This is a genomic window from Amycolatopsis sp. NPDC051716, assembly GCF_040681595.1.
Lineage (GTDB): Bacteria > Actinomycetota > Actinomycetes > Mycobacteriales > Pseudonocardiaceae > Amycolatopsis.
In genome coordinates, this window is sequence record NZ_JBFAZA010000033.1 from 1 (window position 1) to 20,402 (window position 20,402).

Sequence of the window (20,402 nt, forward strand, 5' to 3'; positions counted from 1 at the left end):
TCGCCACACGGTTCGACAAACTCGCGGTTCGTTACGAGGCAACCGTGCACATCGCGGCGATCAACGAGTGGCTACGACATTGAAACAGGCTCTAGGCCACCCTGGCCCTGACCGCGCAGCACCCGGCCGACCTCACGTTCACCCAGGGGGCGTTGTCGTTCGCGGTCGGCAGCACGGTGGGGTGCGGTGCCGGCCGTGGTGAGCCCGTTCTGGGTCGCCGCGGGACTGGCCGCGGCGGCACTGCTACTGGCGGTTCCGCTGCGGGGCAAGCCGCGTCACCGGCGCCGCCGGACGTAGTGGACGACCAGCAGCGCGATCGCCGCGATCGCGATGCCGCCGGCGACCATCCGCACCGGCAACCCGAAGCCCACCAAGGGACCTGCCGCGTTGACCGCGGCGCTGACCACCAGCACCAGCCACAGGAGAACCGGGCTCGAAGGACGCGTGGAAACGTTGTCGTTGTTCATGCCGGCAACGGTAGGGATCCGCGACGACGGCGAGAATGCCGTCCGCACCCGGATGCGGGGTGGTGCCTGCGCTACCCCGCGTCCCGACCCAGGTAGGCCAGCACCGCCAGGACCCGGCGGTGCCCCGCGCCTTCGTCGGACGGCAAGCCGAGCTTCGCGAAGATGTTCCGGATGTGCTTGAGCACCGCGCCGTCGCTGACGACCAGGAGCTCGGCGATCGTGCTGTTGTTGTAGCCCTCGGCCATCAGTCCCAGCACTTCCCGCTCCCGGGCGGTCAACGCCTCCAGCGGGTCGGCCGCGCGGCGGCGGGCCATCAGCTGGCCGATCACCTCGGGGTCCATCGCCGTGCCGCCCTTCGCGACCCGCTGGAGCGCGTCGAGGAACCGCTCGACCTTGCCGACGCGCTCCTTGAGCAGGTAGCCGACGCCGCCGACGCCGTCGGCGAGCAGCTCGACCGCGTAGCTCGTCTCCACGTGGGCCGACAGCACCAGCACCGGCAGCGCCGGGTGGATCTCGCGGGCGCGGACGGCGGCGCGCAGGCCTTCGTCGCGGTGGGTCGGCGGCATGCGGACGTCCATCACGACCGCGTCGGGCCGCTCGCCCTCGATGAAGGCCAGGAAGTCCTCGGCGTTGTCCACCGCGGCGGCCACCTCGATGCCGGCCGTTTTCAGCAGCAGGGAGAGGCCTTCGCGCAGCAAAGCGTCGTCCTCGGCGATCACGACCCGCATGGCAGCTCCACTCGCAGCACGGTCGGCCCACCGGGTGGGCTGGTCAGGGTGAGGGTTCCGTCGAAGGCTTCGGCGCGGCGGCGGATGCCGGCCAGCCCGCTGCCACGGGACTCGTCGGCGCCGCCGCGGCCGTCGTCGCGGATTTCCAGGCACAGCAAGGACGCCGTGCCGCCGAGGGTGAGGTCCACTTGGGACGCGTTGGCGTGCTTGGTCACGTTGGCCAGCACTTCGGCGACGACGAAGTACGCGGCGGCTTCGACCGCGGCCGGGCGGCCCGTCTCGTACTCGACGGTGACGCCGACCGGCACCGGGCTGCGCTCGGCGAGCGCGCGCACCGCGCCGGGCAGGCCGCGTTCGCTCAGCAGCGGCGGGTAGATGCTGCGGACGACCGTGCGCAGCTCGGCCAGCGCGTCGGTCGCGGTGTCCTGGGCCTTGACCAGCAGGTCGCGCGCGGTGGCGGGGTCGCGGTCGTACAGCTGGCCGGCGATGCCCAGCTGCAGCACGACCGCCGCGATCCGCGCCTGCGTGCCGTCGTGCAGGTCACGTTCGATGCGCCGCAGTTCGGCCCCGTGCGCCTCCAGCGCCGCCGCCCGGGTCGCGGTCAGCTCGGCGACCCGGTCCGCCAGCACGACGCCGGGTGCGGGCGCCAGCAGCTTCCGCGCGGTGCGGGCCTGCCACCGGGCGACCCGCGGCAGCTGCAGGGTGGCCGCGACCATCGCGGCGGCCACCAGCAGATCCAGCCCCGCACGCGGCCAGGAGTCGACCACGATCCCGAGTGAGCCTTCGATCCCGCCGGGCACCAGCGGCCAGACGAGGACCGTGATCACCTGCTGGACCGCGCCGAGCGGCAGGCCGAACGCCAGCGCGCCGATGATCAGGCCGGTCGCGGCGTGGATGGCGAGCCACGCGAGGTCGCGGCGGGTGGCCGGGTCCTTGACGGGGGAGCCGTCGCGGTAGGGCTCCGGGATCGGCTCGCCGAGTGCGCGCGCGGCCCGGCGGCGGTCGAACCCCACCGGCCACCGCGCCAGCCGGATCGCCGGGGCCAGCGACGGGATCCCGACGCCGAACGGGCACAGCAGCAGGACCGCGAACAGCCCGGCGAGGGCGAACAGCGAAAGCAGCGAGGTGCCGGCGCCGACCACCAGGTAGCGAACCGCCGACCAGCACTCGCGCAGGCGGGTCGTCACCCCGACAGTGTCCCACCCCACCGCCGTGGTGGTGCTGGCGCTACCCCCGATCCACCCCTCCACGGGATCGAAGTCCCGCTGCGCGCGACCTAGTTTTCCGTAGGACGCAAGGAACAGTCTTAAGGGGACAGAGATGACCACATCGAGCGCGTACGCGCTGGAGCTGACCGGGGTGCGGAAGGTGTACGGCTCCGGCGACGGCGCGGTCACCGCGCTGGACGGGGTGTCGGCGGGGGTGGCGCGGGGGACGTTCACCGCCGTGATGGGCCCGTCCGGCTCGGGCAAGAGCACCTTCCTGCACTGCGCGGCCGGCCTCGACCGGCCGACGTCCGGGCAGGTGCTGCTCGGCGGCACCGAGATCGGCAGGCTCAAGGAACGCGAGCTGACGGAGCTGCGGCGCACCCGGATCGGGTTCGTCTTCCAGGCCTACAACCTGCTGTCGTCGCTGAACGTGCTGCAGAACATCACGCTGCCGCTGCGGCTCGCCGGGCGGAAGCCGGACCCGCAGTGGCTGCGGGAGATCGTCGACGGCGTCGGGATCGCGAACCGGCTGGAGCACCGCCCGGCGGAGCTGTCCGGCGGCCAGCAGCAGCGCGTCGCGATCGCGCGGGCGCTCGTCACCCGGCCCGAGGTGGTGCTGGCCGACGAGCCGACCGGCGCCCTCGACACCCGCACCGGGCGGCAGGTGCTGGACCTGCTCCGCGCGATCGTCGAGCAGATGGGGCAGACCGTGCTGATGGTGACCCACGACCCGGTCGCGGCGTCCGCCGCGCACGGCGTGCTCTTCCTGGCTGACGGCAAGCTGGCCGGCCACCTCTCGCACCCCACCCCCGAGCGGGTGGCGGAGCGGATGACGCACCTCGGGGAGTGGTGAACGTGCTGACCCTCGCCTGGCAGACCATCCGGAGCCGGCTCGGCGGCTTCGCCGGCGCCTTCATCGCGATCCTGTGCGGCACCGCCCTGGTGGCCGCCTGCGGCGTCCTCATGGAATCCGGCCTGCGCGCCGGCGTCCCCACCCAGCGGTACGCCGCCGCGGCCGTCGTCGTCGGCGGGGCGCAGACCGTGCGCCCGCCCGGCGCCGACGCCCTCTCCACCGAGCAGGTCGGCGAGCAGCCGTCGGTCCCGGCCGCACTGGCCGGGCGGATCGCCGCGGTGCCCGGGGTGCGCGCCGCGGTGGCGGAGCAGAGCTTCCCGGCGCAGGTCGTGGCCCGCGACGGGCAGGTGCTCGCCGGCCGGGAGTCGCTGGGGCACAACTGGGACGCGGCCGTGCTGGCGCCGTTCACCCTCCGCGGCGGCGACGCGCCCAGGACCGCCGGCGAGGTCGTGCTGGACGCCGACCTGGCGCGCCGGGCCGACGTCGGCATCGGCGGCCAGGTGCGGATCACGACCCGGTCCGGGACGGAAGCGGTCAAGGTGAGCGGCGTCGTCGACGGCAGCTCGCGCCAGTCGGCGGTGTACTTCACCCCCGAGCGGGCCGCGGAGCTGGCCGGACGGCCGGGCCAGGTGCACGCGATCGGCGTCCTCGCCGACCCCGGCGTCGCACCGGAGACCCTCGCCGAGCGGGTGCGGGCCGTCACCGGCGGTGCCGAGGTGGCCACCGGTGTCGAGCGCAGCAGCATCGAGTTCCTCGACGTCAGCCAGACGCGGACGCTGCTGCTGGCCATCGCCGGCTCGTTCGGCGGCTTCGCGCTGCTCGTCGCGGTGTTCGTGGTGGCGAGCACGCTGGCCCTCACCATCAACCAGCGCCGCCGGGAGTTCGCCCTGCTGCGCGCGGTCGCGGCGACCCCGCGGCAGATCCGCAAGCTGATCGGCATCGAGACGACGCTGATCGCGCTCGTCGCCGGCGTGCTGGGCGGCGTGCTGGGCCTGGCGGTCGCCGGGGGGCTGCGGGACGCGTTCGCCGCGATCGGCGTGATCCCGGCCGACTTCGGGCTGGCGATCAGCCCGCTCCCGCCGCTGGCCGCGGTCCTGCTCGGCCTGGGCGCGGCCCGGCTGGCCGCTTGGGCGGCGTCGCGGCGGCCGTCGTCGATCCGGCCCGTCGAGGCGCTGGGCGAGGCCGCGGTGGAACGCCGTGAGCTCGGCCGCGGCCGCCTGCTCACCGGCTGGGGCCTGGTGCTGGCCGGCGTCGGCGGCGCGCTCACCCCGCTCTTCCTGCGCGGCGACATCGCCGCTGCGACCTCGTCGATGGCGACGCTGGTGATCGTCATCGGGCTCGCCGTGGTCGGCCCGCAGGTGACCCGGCTGGTGATGCGCTTCCTGGTCCCGGTGCTGACGCGGCTCTGGCGGATCAGCGGCTACCTGGCGGGCGCGAACGCCCACGCCAACGCCCGGCGCGTCGCGGCGGCGGTGACCCCGCTGATGCTGGCGGTCGCGTTCGCGCTGGTGACGTTCTACGGCCCGATGGCCACCACGACCGCGGCCCAGCAGGAATCGGCGCGGTCGACGACCGCCGACTACGTGCTCACCGCACCGGGCGGGGTCTCGCCGGAGGTGGCCGCGGCGGCCGGCCGGGTGCCGGGGGTCGCGGCGGCGACGCCGGTGGTCCGCACGTCCGTGATCACCGCGACGACGGTCGGCGACAGCGTGGAGGTCCAGCGGACACCGGCGCAGGGCCTGGCGGCCGACCAGGCCGGGGCCACCCTCGACCTGGGCGTCGACGCCGGGCGGCTCGCCGACCTGACCGGGGACACCGTCGCGCTCAGCGGTTCCGAAGCGGACTGGCTGGGCAAGAAGCTGGGCGACGAAGTCGAGTTCTACTTCGGCGACGGTGTCCCGGCGAAGCTGCGGCTGGTCGCCACCTACACGCACGACCTGGCCTTCGGTGACTTCGTCCTGCCGGTCGCGCTGGCCCGCGAGCACATCGGTGGCCGCCTGGACGATTCGGTGCTGATCCGGCAGCAGCCCGGCGCCGACGCGGGCGCGGTGACCTCGGCACTGAGTGCGTTGCCGTACCCGGGTTTGGTGCTGGCCCCGGCCGCGGTCATCGCCGCCCCGGACGGCGGGGAACGGCAGGCGCAGTTCTACCTGAACCTGGTGGCGGCCGGCGTGATCGTCGGGTACCTGGCGATTTCGGTGGCCAACACGCTGGTGCTGACGACCGCGCAGCGCGGCCGCGAGTTCGCGCTGCTGCGGCTGGTGGGCACGGCCCGCCGTCAGGTGACCCGCATGATGCGGCTCGAAGCACTGGCCACGGTCGGGATCGCCGTCGTCATGGGGACGCTGGTGGCCTTGCTTCCGCTGGCGTTGCTCAACTTCGGGCTGCGGGGCAACCCGGTGCCCGCCGGGCCGCCGGCCGTCTACTTCGGAATCATCGCCGGTGCGGTCCTGCTCGGGATGGTGGCGATCGGGGTGGCGACGTCGGTGGCGCTGCGGGCCCGGCCGATCGACGCGATCGGCCTGCGCGAGTAGCGGGTGCGGGGTGGGCCGGGCCGGCTCACCCCGCACGGGCGTCAGCAGGCGGTGTGGGTGTCCACGCCCTCGAACGAGGTCACCAGGTACTGGGTCGTCCGGCCGAGCAGCACCGCGGTGCCCGCGGGCACGCACTTCTCGCCCCACTTGGTGCGGATGCCGCCACCGTAGGTCAGCGCCCACACCTCGATCTTCGTGGCGGCGGAACCACAATTGCCCCAGTGGTAATCGCGCGCGGACGGGCCGGACGAGCCCGGCGTCCAGTAGTTGCCGCAGGTGACCGACGTCGACGCGGACGCGGTGCCCGCCGCCAGGGGCAGGGCCGTCACGGCCATCCCCAGCGCGAGCGCCGCCGCAATGCGTTTCATGTGAACCCCCCGTTGTGGAAACAGTGCGGCGTCCACGCTAGCGCTTTCCGGAGAAGCAAATCCGGCTCAATTCCCGGGGGGTTGACGGAAGTCCCGCGCCGCGGGAACATCGAAAGTTTCCGAAAGTTATTGCCCGACCAGCGGCACCACTCGCATGCTTTTGCCATCCTGGCTCGCCTGCCAGCCTCGACGAGGAGGAAGCATGCTCACCAAGAAACGCGGCCGCAGCAGGGTGTTCGCCGGCGGCGCCGTCCTTGCGCTGATCGCCGCATTCCTGCCCGGAACCGCCTGGGCCGACACGGTCATCACGACCAACCAGACCGGCAACAACAACGGGTATTATTACTCGTTCTGGACCGCCGGTGGCGGCTCGGTCTCCATGACGCTCGGGTCCGGCGGGAACTACCGGACCAACTGGAGCAACGTCAACAACTTCGTCGCCGGCAAGGGCTGGAGCAACGGCAGCCGCCGGAACGTGAACTACTCCGGCAGCTTCAACCCCTCCGGCAACAGCTACCTGGCGCTCTACGGCTGGACGTCCAACCCGCTCGTCGAGTACTACATCGTCGACAACTGGGGCAGCTGGCGGCCGACCGGGACGTACAAGGGCAGCGTGACCAGCGACGGCGGCACGTACGACATCTACCAGACGACCCGCTACAACGCGCCGTCCGTCGAGGGCACCAAGACGTTCAACCAGTACTGGAGCGTGCGCCAGCAGCGGCGGACCGGCGGCACCATCACCACCGGCAACCACTTCGACGCGTGGTCCCGCGCCGGCATGCGGCTCGGCAGCTTCAACTACTACATGATCTTGGCGACCGAGGGCTACCAGAGCAGCGGCAACTCGAACATCACGGTGGGCTGATCATGCGCGCGTGGAGCACTTTGCTGGCCACGGCGGCCATCGCCGTGGCGAGCACCATCGCCGTCACCCCGGCGCACGCCGCGGCGTGCAACGGTTACGTGGGCCTGACCTTCGACGACGGCCCGTCGAACGCCCACACGCCCGCCATCCTGAACGCGTTGCGGCAGAACGGGTTGCGGGCCACGATGTTCAACGAGGGCCAGTACGCGGCCGCGTACCCGGCCCAGGTCCGCGCGGAGGTGAGCGCGGGGATGTGGGTGGGCAACCACAGTTACACGCACCCGCACCTCACCCAGCAGAGCCAGGCCCAGGTGGATTCCGAGATTTCCCGGACCCAGCAGGCGATCGCGGCGGCGGGCGGCGGCACGCCCCGGCTGTTCCGGCCGCCCTACGGGGAAACCAACGCGACGGTCCAGTCGGTCGAGGCCAGGTACGGCCTCCGCCAGATCATCTGGGACGTCGACTCGGGAGACTGGAACAACGCGAGCGTGGACGCGATCGTCCAGGCCAACGCCCGGCTCACGAACGGCCAGGTCATCCTGATGCACGAATGGCCGGCCAACACCCTGTCCGCCATCCCGCGCATCGCCCAGACGCTCGCCGGCCGCGGGCTCTGCGCGGGGATGATCTCACCGCAGACGGGGCGGGCGGTCGCCCCGGGCTGACGGTGCTGGAGGTGGCGCGGTGGCTGCACCCCGCCGCGCCACCCTCCGATCCTCCACAGTGGACCCTGCGGTGCCCGCGACGGTGGTAGCCTGCCCCGGTGGCAGGAGGGGGATCATGGGGCAGCCGCGGGTGATCAGGGTCGTCGTGGTGGACGACCAGCAGGCCGTGCGCGAAGGCCTGGTCGCGCTCATGGGCCTGCTCGACGACGTCGAGGTGGCCGGTTCGGCGGCCGACGGCGCCGAAGCGCTCGCGTTGCTGCGGCGCCTCGGCCGGATCGACGTGGTGCTGATGGACCTCACCATGCCCGTCATGACCGGGGTCCAAGCGACCGAGCGGATCGCCCGCGACCACCCGGATGTCGCCGTGCTCGTGCTGACGACCTACGCGGACGACGGATCGATCGCCGGCGCGCTCGCGGCCGGGGCCCGCGGGTACCTGACGAAGGACGCGGGCCGCGGCGAGATCGGGGCCGCGCTGCGGGCCGTGGTCTCCGGGCAGCTGACCTTCGGCGCCGGCGTGTCGGGCCGGGTGGCTTCCGCGCTGTCCGGCCGGAGCGCCGGAAAGGACCGGCTGCCGGACGGGTTGACCGCGCGCGAGGCCGAAGTGCTCGGCCTGATCGCCGCCGGGCTGAGCAACGGCGAGATCGCGGCCGAGCTGGTCATCGCCGAAGCGACGGTGAAGACGCACATCAACAACGCGTTCGCGAAGATCGGCGTGCGCAACCGGATCGAAGCACTGCGGTACGCCGTGCAGCACGGCCTCGGCCGCGGCTTCCCGGCTTAGCGCTTTTCTCCTGTGGTGAGTTGCGGAGTTTCTGGTAGCTGTTTTAGCTTCGAGTTCACGCTCCGTCCAGTCGATCAGCCCGGCTGCGTCCGCCCGGGCCTGCAGCACGGCCAGGATCTGCGCCCCGACTCCGTCACGCTGCCACCGACGGAACCACCGGTACGGCGTCTGCCACGGCGGATACACCGCCGGCACATCACGCCACGGCGACCCGGTCCGCACCCGTCACCGGATCCCGTCGACGATCACTCTCATCGGCCATCTACGCGGCCGATCACGACCCGGTCCCGCCGGCAGCAACGGCTCAAGCGCCGCCCACTGCACGTCGGTCAGGTCATGCCGCCTCACTGCCCGCTACGCTCGGCACGAGGTCTCCGGTGTGAAGTTCTGCTTGGTCGCTGCCAACACCCACGCCGTACGAAACACGGCCTGGCGACCGAGTTCATCCACGAGCGCGCGATGCGGCAGTCGCCACAGCCCGGCCAGCGGCTCGAACACCGGGATCAACGGCTCCGCCGGCGCCCACAGCTCAGCGGCCCAGTTTCTTGAGAATGATCGCCACCACGCCCAGCAGCAGGACGAGCAGCAGTATTCCGCCGCCGATGACGGCGAAGCGGAGAAACAGAAAACCGAGCACTTCGTTCATGGTCTTCCTTTCCGGGTGATTCCGACGGAAAGGAAGCTAGTGCGGCCGCCGGGTGGAGCGGGACCACCCGGCGGTGGAGATCCGGGTGGATTACTCGGCGACGCGGGTGCGGCCGCACCAGGCGAACACCGGGACCTGGTCGCCGCCGCTGGTCGTGGTGAACTCGCCGTCGTGGGAGAAGTGCTCGTAGCCGCCGCCGAAGCTGACCTTCGCGACTTCGCCGATGCTGCCGACCGTCCATTCGCGGTGCCGGTCGATCAGCTCGGCGGGACCACCGGAAAGCGTCACCTTGATCTTCGTCATGAGTCTTCTCCGTGAGTCGGTCGGCGCGGTGAATGTGGTCTTCGTCTCTCGACGATGCCTGACGGCCGAATGCCGTGCCAAGCTATCCGGCTTCTCCTCGGAATTCTTTTGAAGAGAGTTGACAGCGATTTCGGCGGGGTGGTATTACCGGCCAAGGCAAGGCGCTGGTTAACTCGGACATTTCACCGGACCGGTGACGGCCGGCCGGGTGCCGTTCCCGGAGCGTTCACTTCGGCTGCCCGCACCCGTCATTTGCGGTGCCTAAGTTTCTCCGCGTGGACGAACCCTTGGCCGTGCGAGCCCGCGGGATCACGAAGTGCTTCGGCGACGTCGTCGCGCTCGACGGCATCGACTTCGACGTGGTGCCCGGGCGGATCCACGGCCTGGCCGGCCCGAACGGCGCCGGCAAGACGACCCTGCTCGGCCTGCTGCTGAGCCTGGCCGTCGCCGACGAAGGGCGGCTGGAGATCCTCGGGACACCGGTGGGCCGGGCGCTCGCCGCACCCGCCGGGGTCGCGGGGTTCGTGGACGGGCCGGGCCTCTACCCCTCGCTCACCGCGCGGCAGAACCTCGCGGCGTTGGCCAAGCTCGGCGGGTACCTCGTCGGCGACGTCCTCGAGGAGGTCGGGCTCGCCGACGTCGCCGACGACCGGGTGCGCGGCTTTTCCCTCGGCATGCGCCAGCGGCTCGGCCTGGCGGCGGCCCTGCTCACCTCGCCCCGGCTCCTCGTGCTCGACGAGCCGGCCAACGGCCTGGACCCGGCGGGCAAGCAGCACGTCCACGGGGTCCTGACCCGGCTGGCGGCGGCCGGCACGGCGGTGGTGCTGTCCAGCCACCGGATGGACGACCTCGAATCGCTGTGCGCGGAGGTGACGATCCTGGCGACCGGCCGGGTCGTCTTCACCGGGCCGCCGGCCAAGCTGTCCGCGGAGAGCGGCGAGCTGGCCTACCGGCTGCGGACCGCCGACCCGGCCGCCACCCGCCGGGCGATCGAACAGACGCGGGGGATCCGGCTCGTCGAGGCGCCGCGGGAGGCCGACGCGGTGGTCGTGCGGGCGCTCGTGTCCGCGCTGGACGAATTGGTGCTGCGGCTGGGGCGGGACGGGGTCGCGGTGCGCGAGCTCGCACCCGTGGTGCCGCCCCTGGAAGCGGCGTTCCTCGCACTGACCGGGCAGGAGGCCATCCGATGACCACGACCGTCGCCGCGCGTCCCGTTCCCCTCTCGCGCGCCTACCGCTTCGAGCTCGTCAAGCTCTTCGCCACCTGGCGCATCCGCCTGCTCGTCCTGGCCTGCTGGCTCGCCCCCGCGGTCTTCGTCGCCGCCGTGAGCGAACAGAGCTCGCTGCCCGTCGACACGCTCTTCGGCCGCTGGATGAACGCCACCGGGTGGGCCGGCCCGCTCGTCATGCTCGGCTTCGCCGGCACCTACGCGCTTCCCCTCCTCACCTCCGTCGTCGCCGGGGACGTGTTCGCCGCCGAAGACCGGCTGGGTACCTGGCGGCACCTGCTCGTCGCCGTCCGGTCCGCGAGCCGGCTCTTCGCCGCGAAAGCGCTTGCCAGCCTCACCGTCCTGCTGGTGCTCGTCGCCGGGATGGCCGTCTCCAGCACCGCCGGCGGCCTGCTCACCGCCGGGAACCGGGCCCTCGTCGGCTTCGACGGGCACCTGCTCGCTCCCGGCGACGCGGCCACCGGCGTGCTCCTCGCCTGGGTGAGTGTGCTCGCCCCCACCCTGGCCCTCGCCGGGCTCGGGCTGCTCGGGTCCGTCCTTTGGGGACGGTCGCCGATGGGTCTGCTCCTGCCCGCCGTCGCCGCCCTCGCCATGGCGCTCGCCCAGCTGCTGCCGCTGCCCGTCGCCGTGCGGCTCGCTCTGCCCAGCTACGCCTTCATCGCGTGGAACGGCCTCTTCACCGCCCCGGCGCAGCTCGGGCCGCTGCTCGTCGCGGCCGGCGTCAGCCTCGGGTGGGCCGTGGCCGCGACGACGCTGGCGTACCTGCTGTTCCTGCGCCGCGACTTCACCAACGCCGCCCACGACGGCTCCGGAGGCCGGGCGCTCGCCGCGGTGCCACTGGTCGTGCTCTTCGGCGCCACCGCCGCGATCGTCGCCGTGGCGACACCCGCGCTGGGCTCCGGGATCACCCAGGACAAGGTGCAGCGGTCGGTCGCCACCGCGTTCGCGCACCTCTACCGCCTGCAGGCCGGTCAGCTGCACCGCCCCGACGTCACCGAAGCGGAGCTGGCGGCGACGGCCGCGTGCACCAAGGGCGACGGCCTGGTCGAGGCCGAAGGGCCCGGCAACGACTGGCGGTGCGTCGTCTCCTGGCACCTGCCCGGCGTCACGGCCACCGGGTCGGCGATCTACCAGCTGGACGTCACCGCGGACGGGCGGTACGTCGCCGACGGCGACGGGCCGAAGGAAGTCAACGGCTACTTCCAGGTGCGGACCCCCGGGGGAGACCAGCCCAACCCGCTCTGGCAGTTCGACGCGAACGTCGAACTGCTCGCCACCACGAAGGGATGAGCTCCATGCAGGTAACACGCCGCAGAAGGCGGGCCGGGAAAAGCCGGCTGGGCGGCCATCGGCTGCGTTACGCGACCGCCGGCTCCGCCACGCTCGTGCTCATCGCCATCGGCACCGGTGTCGGCGTCGCGTCGACCGAGCAGTTCGGCCAGGACCAGGTCGGCCAGGTCACCGAGAACGGCCAGGTCGTCTCGGCCGACCAGTACCTCAAGCCGATCGGCGATCGGCTGGTCGTGAACAACGGCAAGATCATGGCGTCCGCGGTCAGCCCCGACGGCGCCCACCTCGCCGCGCTGACCGCCGACGGCGGGATCGCGCTGACCATCGTCGACCTGAAGAGCTGGAAGGTGCAGCAGCTCGTCGGCAACTCCGCCACGGCGAACCTGCGCATCGCCGGCAACGACGTCGGCCAGGAAGGCCCGTCGTACTCCCCGGACGGCAAGAGCCTGTGGCTCGCGCAGACCGACGGCTACACCAAGTTCACGGTGAACCCGGACGGCACGGTCGCCGCGCCGGCGCCGGTGAAGATCCCGGCGGACGGCACCAAGCACGCGCTGGTGGCCCAAGCCGTCTTCTCGCCCGACGGCGCGACCGTGTACTCCGCGGTCAACGGCCAGAACCGCGTCGTCGCCCTCGACGCGGCGACCGGCGCGATCAAGCAGAGCTGGGCCACCGGCAACGCCCCGCGCGACCTGGTCCGCGTCGGCACCAAGCTGTACGTCAGCAACGAAGGCGGCCGCGCGGCGAAGCCCGGTGAGCCGACGCTGAACTCCTACGACACCCAGGTGCCGGCGAGCCGGTTCACCGGGGCCACCACCAGCGGCACGGTCAGCGTCATCGACCTCGCGAACGCGGCCGCCGCGCCGAAGAGCATCGATGTCGGCCTCCACCCGACCGCGGTCTACTTCAAGAACGGCGCGCTGTTCGTCACGAACACCGCGAGCAACAGCGTCTCCGTCATCGACACCGCCCGCGACAAGGTCGTCCAGACCATCGCGACCCAGCCGTGGCCGCAGGCCTCGGTCGGGTACGAGCCGGACGGCGTGACGCTGACCGACGACGGCCACCTGCTGGTGACGCTCGGCCGCGCCAACGCGGTCGCCGTCTACCGCTACTGGTGGGCGCAGGCGCCGGTGAGCTACGTCGGGCTGCTGCCCACGGACTACTTCCCGACGGCGATCACCACGGTCGGCACGGACGTCGTGGTCTCCAACACCCGCGGCATCGACGCCCGCCGTCCCACGACCGCGGCCGGCCACGGGACGCACGACACGACGTCGAGCGTGCAGAAGTTCCGGCTGCCGGACGACCACGCGATCCGCGGTTACACCGGTCAGGTCTTCAAGCAGAACGGCTGGACGGACAACTCGGTCCAGGTGGCGCAGGACCACGGCCACCGCCGTCCGGTGCCGGTGCCCGACCGGCTCGGCGACCCGTCGACGATCAAGCACGTCTTCCTGCTGGTCAAGGAAAACCGCACCTACGACCAGGTGTTCGGCGACGACCCCCGCGGCAACGGCGACCCGTCGGTGACGCAGTTCGGCGAGAACGTCACGCCGAACCAGCACGCGCTCGAGCGGCAGTTCGGGTTGTACGACAACACCTACGACATCGGCACGAACTCCGCCGAGGGCCACAACTGGCTCATGCAGGCCGACAACCCCGAGTACACCGAATCGTCGGCGGGGGAGTACCTGCGCAGCTACGACACCGAGGACGACGCGCTCGGCCACCAGACGTCGGGCTTCCTCTGGACCGGCGCGCAGGCGGCCGGGAAGTCGGTGCGGGACTTCGGCGAGTTCCAGCAGTTCCTGACCAAGCCCGCCGGGGCGAGCTGGCAGAACCTGTACTGCGACGCGAAGAACATGGCGTCCACGGGGGAGCCGACGGCCTACCCGCTGGTGTCGTCGTCGCCGATCCCGTCGCTGAACGACGTGTCGGTGCCGGGCTTCCCGAAGTTCGACACGGCGGTGCCGGACGTCTACCGCTACCAGATCTGGAAGGACGACTTCGAGAAGCACGGCCCGGCGAACCTGAACATGTTCTGGCTGTCCAGCGACCACACCGGCGGCCCGCCGAACGCGGCCGCCCAGGTCGCCGACAACGACCTCGCGGTCGGCAAGATCGTCGACGAGATCTCGCACAGCCCGTACTGGAAGGACTCGGCGATCTTCGTGGTCGAGGACGACTCGCAGGCCGGTCTGGACCACATCGACGGCCACCGGGCGCCGGTGCAGATCATCAGCCCGTACGCCCGGCACGGCGTCGTCGACAGCCACTACTACTCGCAGATCACGATGATCCGCACGATCGAGCAGATCCTCGGCGTCAAGCCGATGAACCAGAAGGACAGCGCGGCGACGCCGATGAGCGCGGCGTTCACGCCGAAGCCGGACTACACGCCGTTCACGGCGCTCCCGAACCGGACGTCGTTGACCGGGGGCCTGGCGACCCAGCCGTCCTGCGGCGCGGACACCCCGGCGCCACCGAACCCGGCGGCCGCACCGGTGCCGTCGTCAGCGGTGCCGTCGGACAAGCGGCAGGTGGCGGCGCAGTGGCAGGAATGGACGGCGCACCAGCGCCTGACCGGCCCGGACGCGGTCGCCGACTACGCCAATCCCGCGCAGATGAACCACTTCACGTGGTACCAGACGCACGGGTGGCAACGGCCCTACCCGGGTGAGAACCAGGTGTACGCCCCGGAGCAGGTGCCGGGTGCGTACCTGCCGTCCGCGGAATCGGACGGCTGACCCGGACGGCTGATGCGGAAGGCGGGAGGTCCCGCGCGGGCCTCCCGCCTTTCGGTGAGCATTCACTGCCCGTAGCCCGTCGGCGGGCGTCTTCTTCCTGAGTTCAGCCGCAACCGGACATCGCGGTCGACGGCCCCAGCCGCCCGCGCACCGGCCGCGCGGCAACGGCGGCGGGGGTCCGGTATTGCCGGGACGCGGCGGGCTTGCTGCGGCGGGTGGAGGCCCGGATGGGCGACCGTCCGGACTCGGTGGCGGCGTTCGCGAGGTGAGCCGTGGTCGCGGGAGGTCCGGTCCGGCGAGCCCCGCCGGCCCGGCCGGGCGGTGCCGGTCCGCGGCGGGCCGAACCGCGACCGAAGCCGCGGATCGACCGCTCAGCGGGCCGGTCGCAGGTGTTCGGCGCGCCAGTGCCGTCCCCGGCGGGGTGTCCGCCAATGCCGTCCCCGCCACGGCCGCACCGGGCCGCGGGAGGCCAGGAACGCCGGCTGGTGCTCCGCGAAACCCTCCGCCGTGAGGCCCATCAGCACCGGGTACCGGACCTCGCCCCGGCGCAGCTCGGTGTCCCGGGGGCGGCCCTCCTCGCGGAAGCCCAGCTCGCCGTGCAGCGCCAGCGAGGCGAAGTTGCTCCCGTTGATGCTGACCTCGCACTTGCGGTACCGCCGCAGCTCGAACATGTACCCCAGCAGGACCGTGACGGCGTCGGCCGCGTAGCCGCAGCGGCGGTACTGGGGGCCGATGCCGATGCCGTAGCTGAAGTGGCCGGAGGCCGGGTCGGCCTGGATCCAGATCGACCCGACCAGCGTCCGGTTGTGCAGTGTCTCGATCGCGAAGTGGAAGTCGTCGCCCGCCGGGCCGCGGTGCGTCGCCCAGTGGCGGTAGCCGCCGACCTGCCGGTCCGAAGCACGGTCGAACCCGATCAGGGCGCGGTGATCCGCCGGGCGGACCTCCCGCAACCGCACCTTCCACCCCGCCCAGCTCATCGGCAGTGATGGTACAGCCCGATCACCAGTAGCACTGCGTGGTCATGTCGTCGAGCCGGACGAACCGGGACGAGCCGTTCGCCCCGATGATCGCCTTGACGAACACCGGGTTGACGCCGTTGAGGTTCCACCGGGCCGTGTTGACCGCCTGGTACGCGCCGCTGCCGTTGAGCCACGGGTAGGTGCTGGACAGCAGGTGCCCGGAGGAGTCCCAGATCTCGATGCCGACCTGCGCCCCGCCCGCCGTCTGCATGGAGAACTGCGACGCGCACTGGGCGTTGCCCGGCACCGAGTTCGTGGGCACCCAGAAGCCCTCGAACGCCCAGCCGTTGGTGGCGAACAGCCAGCCGTTGTTGCGGCCGGACCGGGCGGTCCCGGCCCCGACGTCGAACCCGGCCGACGCGGAACCCCCGGTCGCCACCAGCCACGACGACTGCGGGTTGACCTCGAACCCGTCCTGCACCTGCGACAGGGAGGCGTGGGCCACCCCGGACGTCAAGGCCATCAGCGCGGCGGCCACCGCGGTGACGCCACCCAGCTTGCGCAGAAGCCGGCTGCGGCCTCCGGAAAACGTTGCGGACATGTTCGGTCCCTCCCTCGATTCGGAGCACTTCCGCCCCTCTGAGCACGCAGGGAGGAGCGGTGATACGTCCGGTAACGAGAAGGCCGGCCGGGGCGACGGACAGGACACGATGAACCTGATGCCCCTGCCGGACCGAGCCGCGAGCGACGGCTTCCCGCGCTGCCTGACCGAGTTGCTCGAGCTGTGCCGCGTGCACCTCCCCGACCGGACGGCTGAGGCCGGCGAGCACGAGGAGGACCAGCGCGTCGTCCTGCGTGGCGCGCTGGGCTACCGGCACGCCGACTGCCCCGATCTCCCGGAGCCGTTCTTCGACGCGCTCGTGCGCGCCGCGGTCCACGACCCGGACCCCAGCCTCAACCGGCAATTCGTCGAGCCGCTCCGCCGGGCGTTCGGTGTGCGCCGGACCCAGGAAGCCTTCCTCGAAGTCCTCACGACCGGCACGAACCCGGAACGCGCCGGGGCGGCCCGCGCCTGGTACTGGGCCACGCTCGAGCGGCTCGACGACGTCCAGGACCGCTGGAACCGCGCCGCCCTGCGCGAGTTCGTGGCCAACGACGACCTCGACGTCCGCCGGTGCGTCCTGCCCGGGCTCACCCTCGACCCGGCCCACCACCCCGCCGAACTGCGCCCGCTGGTCGCCGAGGCGGTGCACCTCGCGCGGACCCACCCCGACGACTACCTCCGGCACCGCGTCGAGCTCCAGGTGGCCGACCCGGAGGACTGAGGTGTCACAAGCTTCGCCCCACCGGTGTCTCGAGGTCGTTCCCAACCCACGACACCGGAGGACGAACCCATGGAACCCCGCCTCGACCTGTTCACCACCGAAACCGGCTCCCGGCTGGTGAAGCGGTTCGCCGGCCTCGGCCAGGTCGTCGACCAGTCGCCGCTGCCGAAGCTCACCCGGGAGCTGGTCAGCCTGCGGGCCAGCCAGATCAACGGGTGCGGCTGGTGCCTCGACATGCACGCCAAGGAAGCCGCCGCGGCCGGGGAGTCGGCGGTCCGGCTCGCGCTCGTCGCCGCCTGGCGGGAGTCGACGGTCTTCACCGAAGCCGAGCGGGCCGCGCTCGCGCTGGCCGAGGAGGGCACCCGGCTCGCCGACGCCGCCCAAGGCGTGTCCGACGAGACCTGGGCCCGGGTGCGCGAGCACTACGACGACGAGCAGGTCGCCGCGCTGGTCGCACTGGTCGCCTTGATCAACGCCGCCAACCGGCTCGCCGTGATCGTGCACCAGAAGGGCGGGTCCTACGACGCCGGGATGCTCGCCGCCGCTGCCGAACGCGGCTGAGCCGACGGCGGCCGCGAAGCACGCTTCAACAGCGTGGCGAGGACGGTGCCGAGCACGACCAGCGGGGTGATCGCGAGGAAGGCCCCGCCGATGTGCCCGGCCACGTCCTCGCCGAGCAGGGTGCCGAAGACGGCGACCCCGAACGCGGCGCCGATCGACCGGGCGAAGGTGACCACCGCGCTCGCGGCCCCGATGTCGGCGGCGGGCACCGCGTTCTGCGCCGCCGTCAGCGCGACCATCGGGACCATCCCGATCCCGACGCCGGTGACGGCGAAGTACCCGATCAGCGCGAGCGGCGTGGTGCCGGGCGTCAGGGTGCTCAGCAGGAGCAGCCCGGCGACGTTCAGCGCCATGCCGGTCACCAGGACGACCCGCACGCGCGCCGGGTTCGCGACCCACCGCCCGGCCAGCGACTGGCTGACGACCAGCCCGAGCACCAGCGGCAGCAGGTGCACCCCGGAGAGCGTCGCCGAGACGCCGTCGACGACCTGCAGGTACGTCGGCAGGTAGACCAGCACGCTGAACATCGCGACGTTGGCGATGAACCCGACGAGCGCGGCCAGCACGACCGTGCGCGAGGCGAACATCGCCGGCGGCAGCACCGGTGCGGCGGCGCGGCGCTCGACCGGGACCACCAGTCCGATGAGGACGATCGCGGCGGTCGCGAGCGCCAGCGTGCCCGGCGACGTCCAGCCCCACCGCGGGCCGAAGGAGGTGATCAGGACCAGCGCGGTGGCCGCGCCGGCCAGCAGCAGCGCGCCGGCGTAGTCGATGCGGGCGGAGGGCCTGCGGACCGTGGCCGGCAGAGCCCGCGCCGCGAGCACCACGGCCACCAGCCCGACCGGGACGTTGACCAGGAACGCCCACCGCCACGAGAGGTGATCGGTGAACAGGCCGCCGAGCAGCGGGCCGGCGATGCTGGCGACGCCGTAGACCGAGCCGAACCAGCCCTGGTAGCGCCCGCGGTCGGCCGGCGCGGCGATGTCGCCGACCAGCGCGAAGGTCAGGACGATCATGCCGCCGCCGGCCAGGCCCTGCAGGGCGCGGGCGGCGATCAGCTGGGGCAGGTCCTGGGCGAGGCCGCACAGCGCGGAGGCGAGCAGGAACGCCGTCGTGGCGACGAGGTAGAGGCGCTTGCGCCCCAGCATGTCGCCGAGCTTGCCCCAGAGCGGGGTCGCGGCGGTCGACGCGAGCAGGTAGGACGCGGTGATCCAGGCGATGTCCCGGAACCCGCCGAGGTCGCGGGCGATCCGGGGCAGCGCGGTGGCGACGATGGTCTGGTCCAGCGCGGCCAGCAGGACGGCGAGGATCAGCGCCGTCATCGCCGGCCGCACCGCGGGTCTGGCGGGGGTGTCGATGCTCATTTCGCTTCCGGAACGGTGATGGTCTTGTATTCGGTGTAGGTGCCGAGCCCGGCGGCGCCGTACTCGCGGCCGAGACCGCTGGCCTTGAACCCGCCGAACGGGCCGTCGAAGCCGATCGGCGCGCCGTTGATCGTGACCGTGCCGGTCCGCACGCGGCGGGCGACGGCGAGCGCGTGCGCCGGGTCGGCCGACCACACGCCGCCGGACAGGGCGTACTCGGAGTCGTTGGCGATGCGGACGGCGTCGTCCTCGTCGTCGTAGGCGATGACGACCAGGACCGGGCCGAAGATCTCTTCCTGGGCGATCCGCATCGCGTTGTCGACGTCGGCGAAGAGCGTCGGCGTGACGTAGTTGCCCGCTTCCAGCCCCGGCGGCACGTCCGGGCCGCCGGTGACGAGCCGCGCGCCTTCTTCGACGCCGAGGCGGATGTAGTCGAGGACGCGCTGCTGCTGGTCGCGGCGGATCATCGGGCCGATGAACGTGCCGTCGTCGGCCGGGTCGCCGACGCCCAGGGACTCGATCAGGTCCTTCAGCCCGGCGACCACCTCTTCGTAGCGGCTGCGCGGCGCGAGGATGCGCGTCTGCGCGATGCACGATTCGCCGTTGTTGAGCAGGGAGCCGAACTTCAGGCCCTGGACCGCCGCGCCGAGGTCGGCGTCGGGCAGGATGATCGCGGCCGATTTGCCGCCCAGTTCCAGGCTGACCCGCTTGAGCTGTTCCCCGGCCAGCGACGCGATGCGGCGTCCGGCGCGGGTGGAGCCGGTGAAGGCGATCTTGTCCACGTCGGGGTGCCTGACCAGGTACTCACTGGTCTCGCGGTCGGCGGGCAGGACGCTGATGACGCCCTTGGGCAGGCCGGCCTCCGCGAGCAGCTCCGCGAGGAGGTTCATGCTCAGCGTGTTCTCGGGCGAAACCTTGAGGACGACGGTGTTGCCGGCGAGCAGCGCGGGGATGATCTTGGCGGACGCCGAGGAGAACGGCGAGTTCCACGGGATGATCGCGGCGACCACGCCGATCGCCTCCCGGCGCACGACCGACCGGAACGGCGCGGCGGGATCCGACGGCGCCAGGGTCTCCTCCCAGCTGAACTCCTCGGCCGCCTTCAGGTAGGCGTTGGCCTGCCGGGTCAGGCCGGGCTGGCCGGCCTTGGTGAACCAGAGTGCGGAACCGTTCTCCGCGGAGATGAGCGCCGCGACCTCGTCGGCGCGCTTCTCGCGCAGAGCGGCTAGCTCGCGGACGACGGCGATCCGCTCCGCGGGCGAGGTGCGCGGCCACGGGCCGTCGTCGAAGGCCTTCCGGGCGGCCGCGACGGCTCGATCGACGTCGGCGGGCAGCGCCTGCGCGGCGCGGCCGATGACCGAGTTGTCGTGCGGGGACCGGATGTCCACCAGCTCGGTGCTGCTCGGCGCGGTCCACGTGCCGCCGATGAAGAGGTCCTCGTAGGTGATCACTGCTGCCTCCCTAGGCTGATCTGTCACATCAGTGTAGCACTTAACTGCCT

Annotated in this window: 19 protein-coding genes and 1 pseudogene; 10 read left to right on the forward strand and 10 right to left on the reverse strand. The window is 72.2% G+C overall.

Annotated elements, in window-relative coordinates; genetic code table 11:
- Nucleotides 1-275: 275 nt before the first annotated feature.
- From AB0M30_RS35100 to AB0M30_RS35110, 3 genes are all read right to left on the reverse strand, one after another.
- Nucleotides 276-467 carry a hypothetical protein gene (locus AB0M30_RS35100; RefSeq protein WP_364592975.1) on the reverse strand — a complete coding sequence of 64 codons (192 nt, stop codon included), beginning with the start codon at nt 465-467 and terminating at the stop codon, nt 276-278.
- Between the two features lie 71 nt (nt 468-538).
- Entirely contained in the window at nt 539-1,195 is a 657-nt protein-coding gene (locus AB0M30_RS35105) for a response regulator transcription factor (protein WP_103340013.1), read from the reverse strand.
- Nucleotides 1,183-2,382 carry a sensor histidine kinase gene (locus tag AB0M30_RS35110; RefSeq protein ID WP_364592977.1) on the reverse strand — a complete coding sequence of 400 codons (1,200 nt, stop codon included), beginning with the start codon at nt 2,380-2,382 and terminating at the stop codon, nt 1,183-1,185. The genes AB0M30_RS35105 and AB0M30_RS35110 overlap by 13 nt, the downstream gene beginning before the upstream one ends.
- Before the next feature lie 133 nt (nt 2,383-2,515).
- Between AB0M30_RS35110 and AB0M30_RS35115 the strand changes: the two genes are divergently transcribed.
- Nucleotides 2,516-3,256, forward strand: coding sequence for an ABC transporter ATP-binding protein (locus AB0M30_RS35115; protein WP_103340012.1), 741 nt, complete (start codon nt 2,516-2,518; stop codon nt 3,254-3,256).
- The gene (locus tag AB0M30_RS35120) at nt 3,250-5,790 is read left to right on the forward strand and encodes an FtsX-like permease family protein (RefSeq protein ID WP_364592979.1); all 2,541 of its coding nucleotides are present in this window, start codon (nt 3,250-3,252) and stop codon (nt 5,788-5,790) included. The genes AB0M30_RS35115 and AB0M30_RS35120 overlap by 7 nt, the downstream gene beginning before the upstream one ends.
- Nucleotides 5,791-5,831: 41 nt before the next feature.
- Here AB0M30_RS35120 and AB0M30_RS35125 read toward each other — a convergent pair whose 3' ends face one another.
- Entirely contained in the window at nt 5,832-6,158 is a 327-nt protein-coding gene (locus AB0M30_RS35125; protein ID WP_364592982.1) for a hypothetical protein, read from the reverse strand.
- A 202-nt stretch (nt 6,159-6,360) separates the two neighbouring features.
- Here AB0M30_RS35125 and AB0M30_RS35130 point away from each other — a divergent pair, with 202 nt between their 5' ends.
- The 3 genes from AB0M30_RS35130 (at nt 6,361) to AB0M30_RS35140 (ending at nt 8,475) form a co-directional block, all read left to right on the forward strand.
- Complete coding sequence (locus AB0M30_RS35130) at nt 6,361-7,026, forward strand: glycoside hydrolase family 11 protein (protein ID WP_364592985.1); 666 nt, start codon at nt 6,361-6,363, stop codon at nt 7,024-7,026.
- 2 nt (nt 7,027-7,028) lie between these two features.
- Nucleotides 7,029-7,691, forward strand: a complete 663-nt coding sequence (locus tag AB0M30_RS35135; protein ID WP_103340008.1) for a polysaccharide deacetylase family protein — start codon at nt 7,029-7,031, stop codon at nt 7,689-7,691.
- 115 nt (nt 7,692-7,806) lie between these two features.
- Nucleotides 7,807-8,475, forward strand: coding sequence for a response regulator transcription factor (locus AB0M30_RS35140; protein WP_364592988.1), 669 nt, complete (start codon nt 7,807-7,809; stop codon nt 8,473-8,475).
- Nucleotides 8,476-8,601: 126 nt separating this feature from the next.
- Here the strand turns inward: AB0M30_RS35140 and AB0M30_RS35145 are convergent.
- Both AB0M30_RS35145 and AB0M30_RS35150 read right to left on the reverse strand, forming a co-directional pair.
- Nucleotides 8,602-8,697: pseudogene (locus AB0M30_RS35145) on the reverse strand (transposase); the annotation flags it as partial.
- 514 nt (nt 8,698-9,211) lie between these two features.
- Nucleotides 9,212-9,424: a DUF5988 family protein gene (locus AB0M30_RS35150; protein WP_103340007.1), complete on the reverse strand. Its 213-nt coding sequence runs from the start codon at nt 9,422-9,424 to the stop codon at nt 9,212-9,214.
- Nucleotides 9,425-9,717: 293 nt separating this feature from the next.
- Here AB0M30_RS35150 and AB0M30_RS35155 point away from each other — a divergent pair, with 293 nt between their 5' ends.
- Genes AB0M30_RS35155 through AB0M30_RS35165 form a run of 3 tightly spaced genes read left to right on the forward strand, consistent with a single transcriptional unit; the run spans nt 9,718 to nt 14,692 of the window.
- On the forward strand, nt 9,718-10,614 hold the full coding sequence (locus AB0M30_RS35155; RefSeq protein WP_364593267.1) for an ABC transporter ATP-binding protein: 897 nt from the start codon (nt 9,718-9,720) through the stop codon (nt 10,612-10,614).
- Nucleotides 10,611-11,942 carry an ABC transporter permease gene (locus AB0M30_RS35160; RefSeq protein ID WP_364592991.1) on the forward strand — a complete coding sequence of 444 codons (1,332 nt, stop codon included), beginning with the start codon at nt 10,611-10,613 and terminating at the stop codon, nt 11,940-11,942. Before AB0M30_RS35155 ends, AB0M30_RS35160 begins: the two co-directional genes overlap by 4 nt.
- A 5-nt stretch (nt 11,943-11,947) precedes the next feature.
- Entirely contained in the window at nt 11,948-14,692 is a 2,745-nt protein-coding gene (locus tag AB0M30_RS35165) for an alkaline phosphatase family protein (RefSeq protein ID WP_364592993.1), read from the forward strand.
- Nucleotides 14,693-15,063: 371 nt separating this feature from the next.
- Here AB0M30_RS35165 and AB0M30_RS35170 read toward each other — a convergent pair whose 3' ends face one another.
- Entirely contained in the window at nt 15,064-15,669 is a 606-nt protein-coding gene (locus tag AB0M30_RS35170) for a GNAT family N-acetyltransferase (protein ID WP_364592996.1), read from the reverse strand.
- Between the two features lie 22 nt (nt 15,670-15,691).
- On the reverse strand, nt 15,692-16,252 hold the full coding sequence (locus tag AB0M30_RS35175) for a hypothetical protein (RefSeq protein WP_364592999.1): 561 nt from the start codon (nt 16,250-16,252) through the stop codon (nt 15,692-15,694).
- A 118-nt stretch (nt 16,253-16,370) separates the two neighbouring features.
- Here AB0M30_RS35175 and AB0M30_RS35180 point away from each other — a divergent pair, with 118 nt between their 5' ends.
- On the forward strand, nt 16,371-16,976 hold the full coding sequence (locus AB0M30_RS35180; RefSeq protein WP_364593002.1) for a hypothetical protein: 606 nt from the start codon (nt 16,371-16,373) through the stop codon (nt 16,974-16,976).
- Between the two features lie 69 nt (nt 16,977-17,045).
- Nucleotides 17,046-17,537, forward strand: coding sequence for a carboxymuconolactone decarboxylase family protein (locus AB0M30_RS35185; RefSeq protein ID WP_364593005.1), 492 nt, complete (start codon nt 17,046-17,048; stop codon nt 17,535-17,537).
- On the opposite strand, the gene AB0M30_RS35190 is transcribed toward AB0M30_RS35185, so the two are convergent.
- Both AB0M30_RS35190 and AB0M30_RS35195 read right to left on the reverse strand, forming a co-directional pair.
- Nucleotides 17,495-18,901: an MDR family MFS transporter gene (locus tag AB0M30_RS35190; RefSeq protein WP_364593008.1), complete on the reverse strand. Its 1,407-nt coding sequence runs from the start codon at nt 18,899-18,901 to the stop codon at nt 17,495-17,497. The genes AB0M30_RS35185 and AB0M30_RS35190 overlap by 43 nt on opposite strands.
- Complete coding sequence (locus AB0M30_RS35195) at nt 18,898-20,352, reverse strand: aldehyde dehydrogenase (RefSeq protein WP_364593011.1); 1,455 nt, start codon at nt 20,350-20,352, stop codon at nt 18,898-18,900. Before AB0M30_RS35195 ends, AB0M30_RS35190 begins: the two co-directional genes overlap by 4 nt.
- Between the last annotated feature and the right edge of the window lie 50 nt (nt 20,353-20,402).

What these genes read in the sequence shown, in the direction of transcription:
- AB0M30_RS35140 (WP_364592988.1), top strand. Translation starts at nt 7,807, where the DNA reads ATGGGGCAGCCGCGGGTGATCAGGGTCGTCGTGGTGGACGACCAGCAG.
- AB0M30_RS35105 (WP_103340013.1), bottom strand. Translation starts at nt 1,195, where the DNA reads ATGCGGGTCGTGATCGCCGAGGACGACGCTTTGCTGCGCGAAGGCCTC.
- AB0M30_RS35170 (WP_364592996.1), bottom strand. Translation starts at nt 15,669, where the DNA reads ATGAGCTGGGCGGGGTGGAAGGTGCGGTTGCGGGAGGTCCGCCCGGCG.
- AB0M30_RS35150 (WP_103340007.1), bottom strand. Translation starts at nt 9,424, where the DNA reads ATGACGAAGATCAAGGTGACGCTTTCCGGTGGTCCCGCCGAGCTGATC.
- AB0M30_RS35125 (WP_364592982.1), bottom strand. Translation starts at nt 6,158, where the DNA reads ATGAAACGCATTGCGGCGGCGCTCGCGCTGGGGATGGCCGTGACGGCC.
- AB0M30_RS35100 (WP_364592975.1), bottom strand. Translation starts at nt 467, where the DNA reads ATGAACAACGACAACGTTTCCACGCGTCCTTCGAGCCCGGTTCTCCTG.
- AB0M30_RS35135 (WP_103340008.1), top strand. Translation starts at nt 7,029, where the DNA reads ATGCGCGCGTGGAGCACTTTGCTGGCCACGGCGGCCATCGCCGTGGCG.
- AB0M30_RS35130 (WP_364592985.1), top strand. Translation starts at nt 6,361, where the DNA reads ATGCTCACCAAGAAACGCGGCCGCAGCAGGGTGTTCGCCGGCGGCGCC.
- AB0M30_RS35115 (WP_103340012.1), top strand. Translation starts at nt 2,516, where the DNA reads ATGACCACATCGAGCGCGTACGCGCTGGAGCTGACCGGGGTGCGGAAG.
- AB0M30_RS35165 (WP_364592993.1), top strand. Translation starts at nt 11,948, where the DNA reads ATGCAGGTAACACGCCGCAGAAGGCGGGCCGGGAAAAGCCGGCTGGGC.
- AB0M30_RS35180 (WP_364593002.1), top strand. Translation starts at nt 16,371, where the DNA reads ATGCCCCTGCCGGACCGAGCCGCGAGCGACGGCTTCCCGCGCTGCCTG.
- AB0M30_RS35160 (WP_364592991.1), top strand. Translation starts at nt 10,611, where the DNA reads ATGACCACGACCGTCGCCGCGCGTCCCGTTCCCCTCTCGCGCGCCTAC.
- AB0M30_RS35190 (WP_364593008.1), bottom strand. Translation starts at nt 18,901, where the DNA reads ATGAGCATCGACACCCCCGCCAGACCCGCGGTGCGGCCGGCGATGACG.
- AB0M30_RS35175 (WP_364592999.1), bottom strand. Translation starts at nt 16,252, where the DNA reads ATGTCCGCAACGTTTTCCGGAGGCCGCAGCCGGCTTCTGCGCAAGCTG.
- AB0M30_RS35185 (WP_364593005.1), top strand. Translation starts at nt 17,046, where the DNA reads ATGGAACCCCGCCTCGACCTGTTCACCACCGAAACCGGCTCCCGGCTG.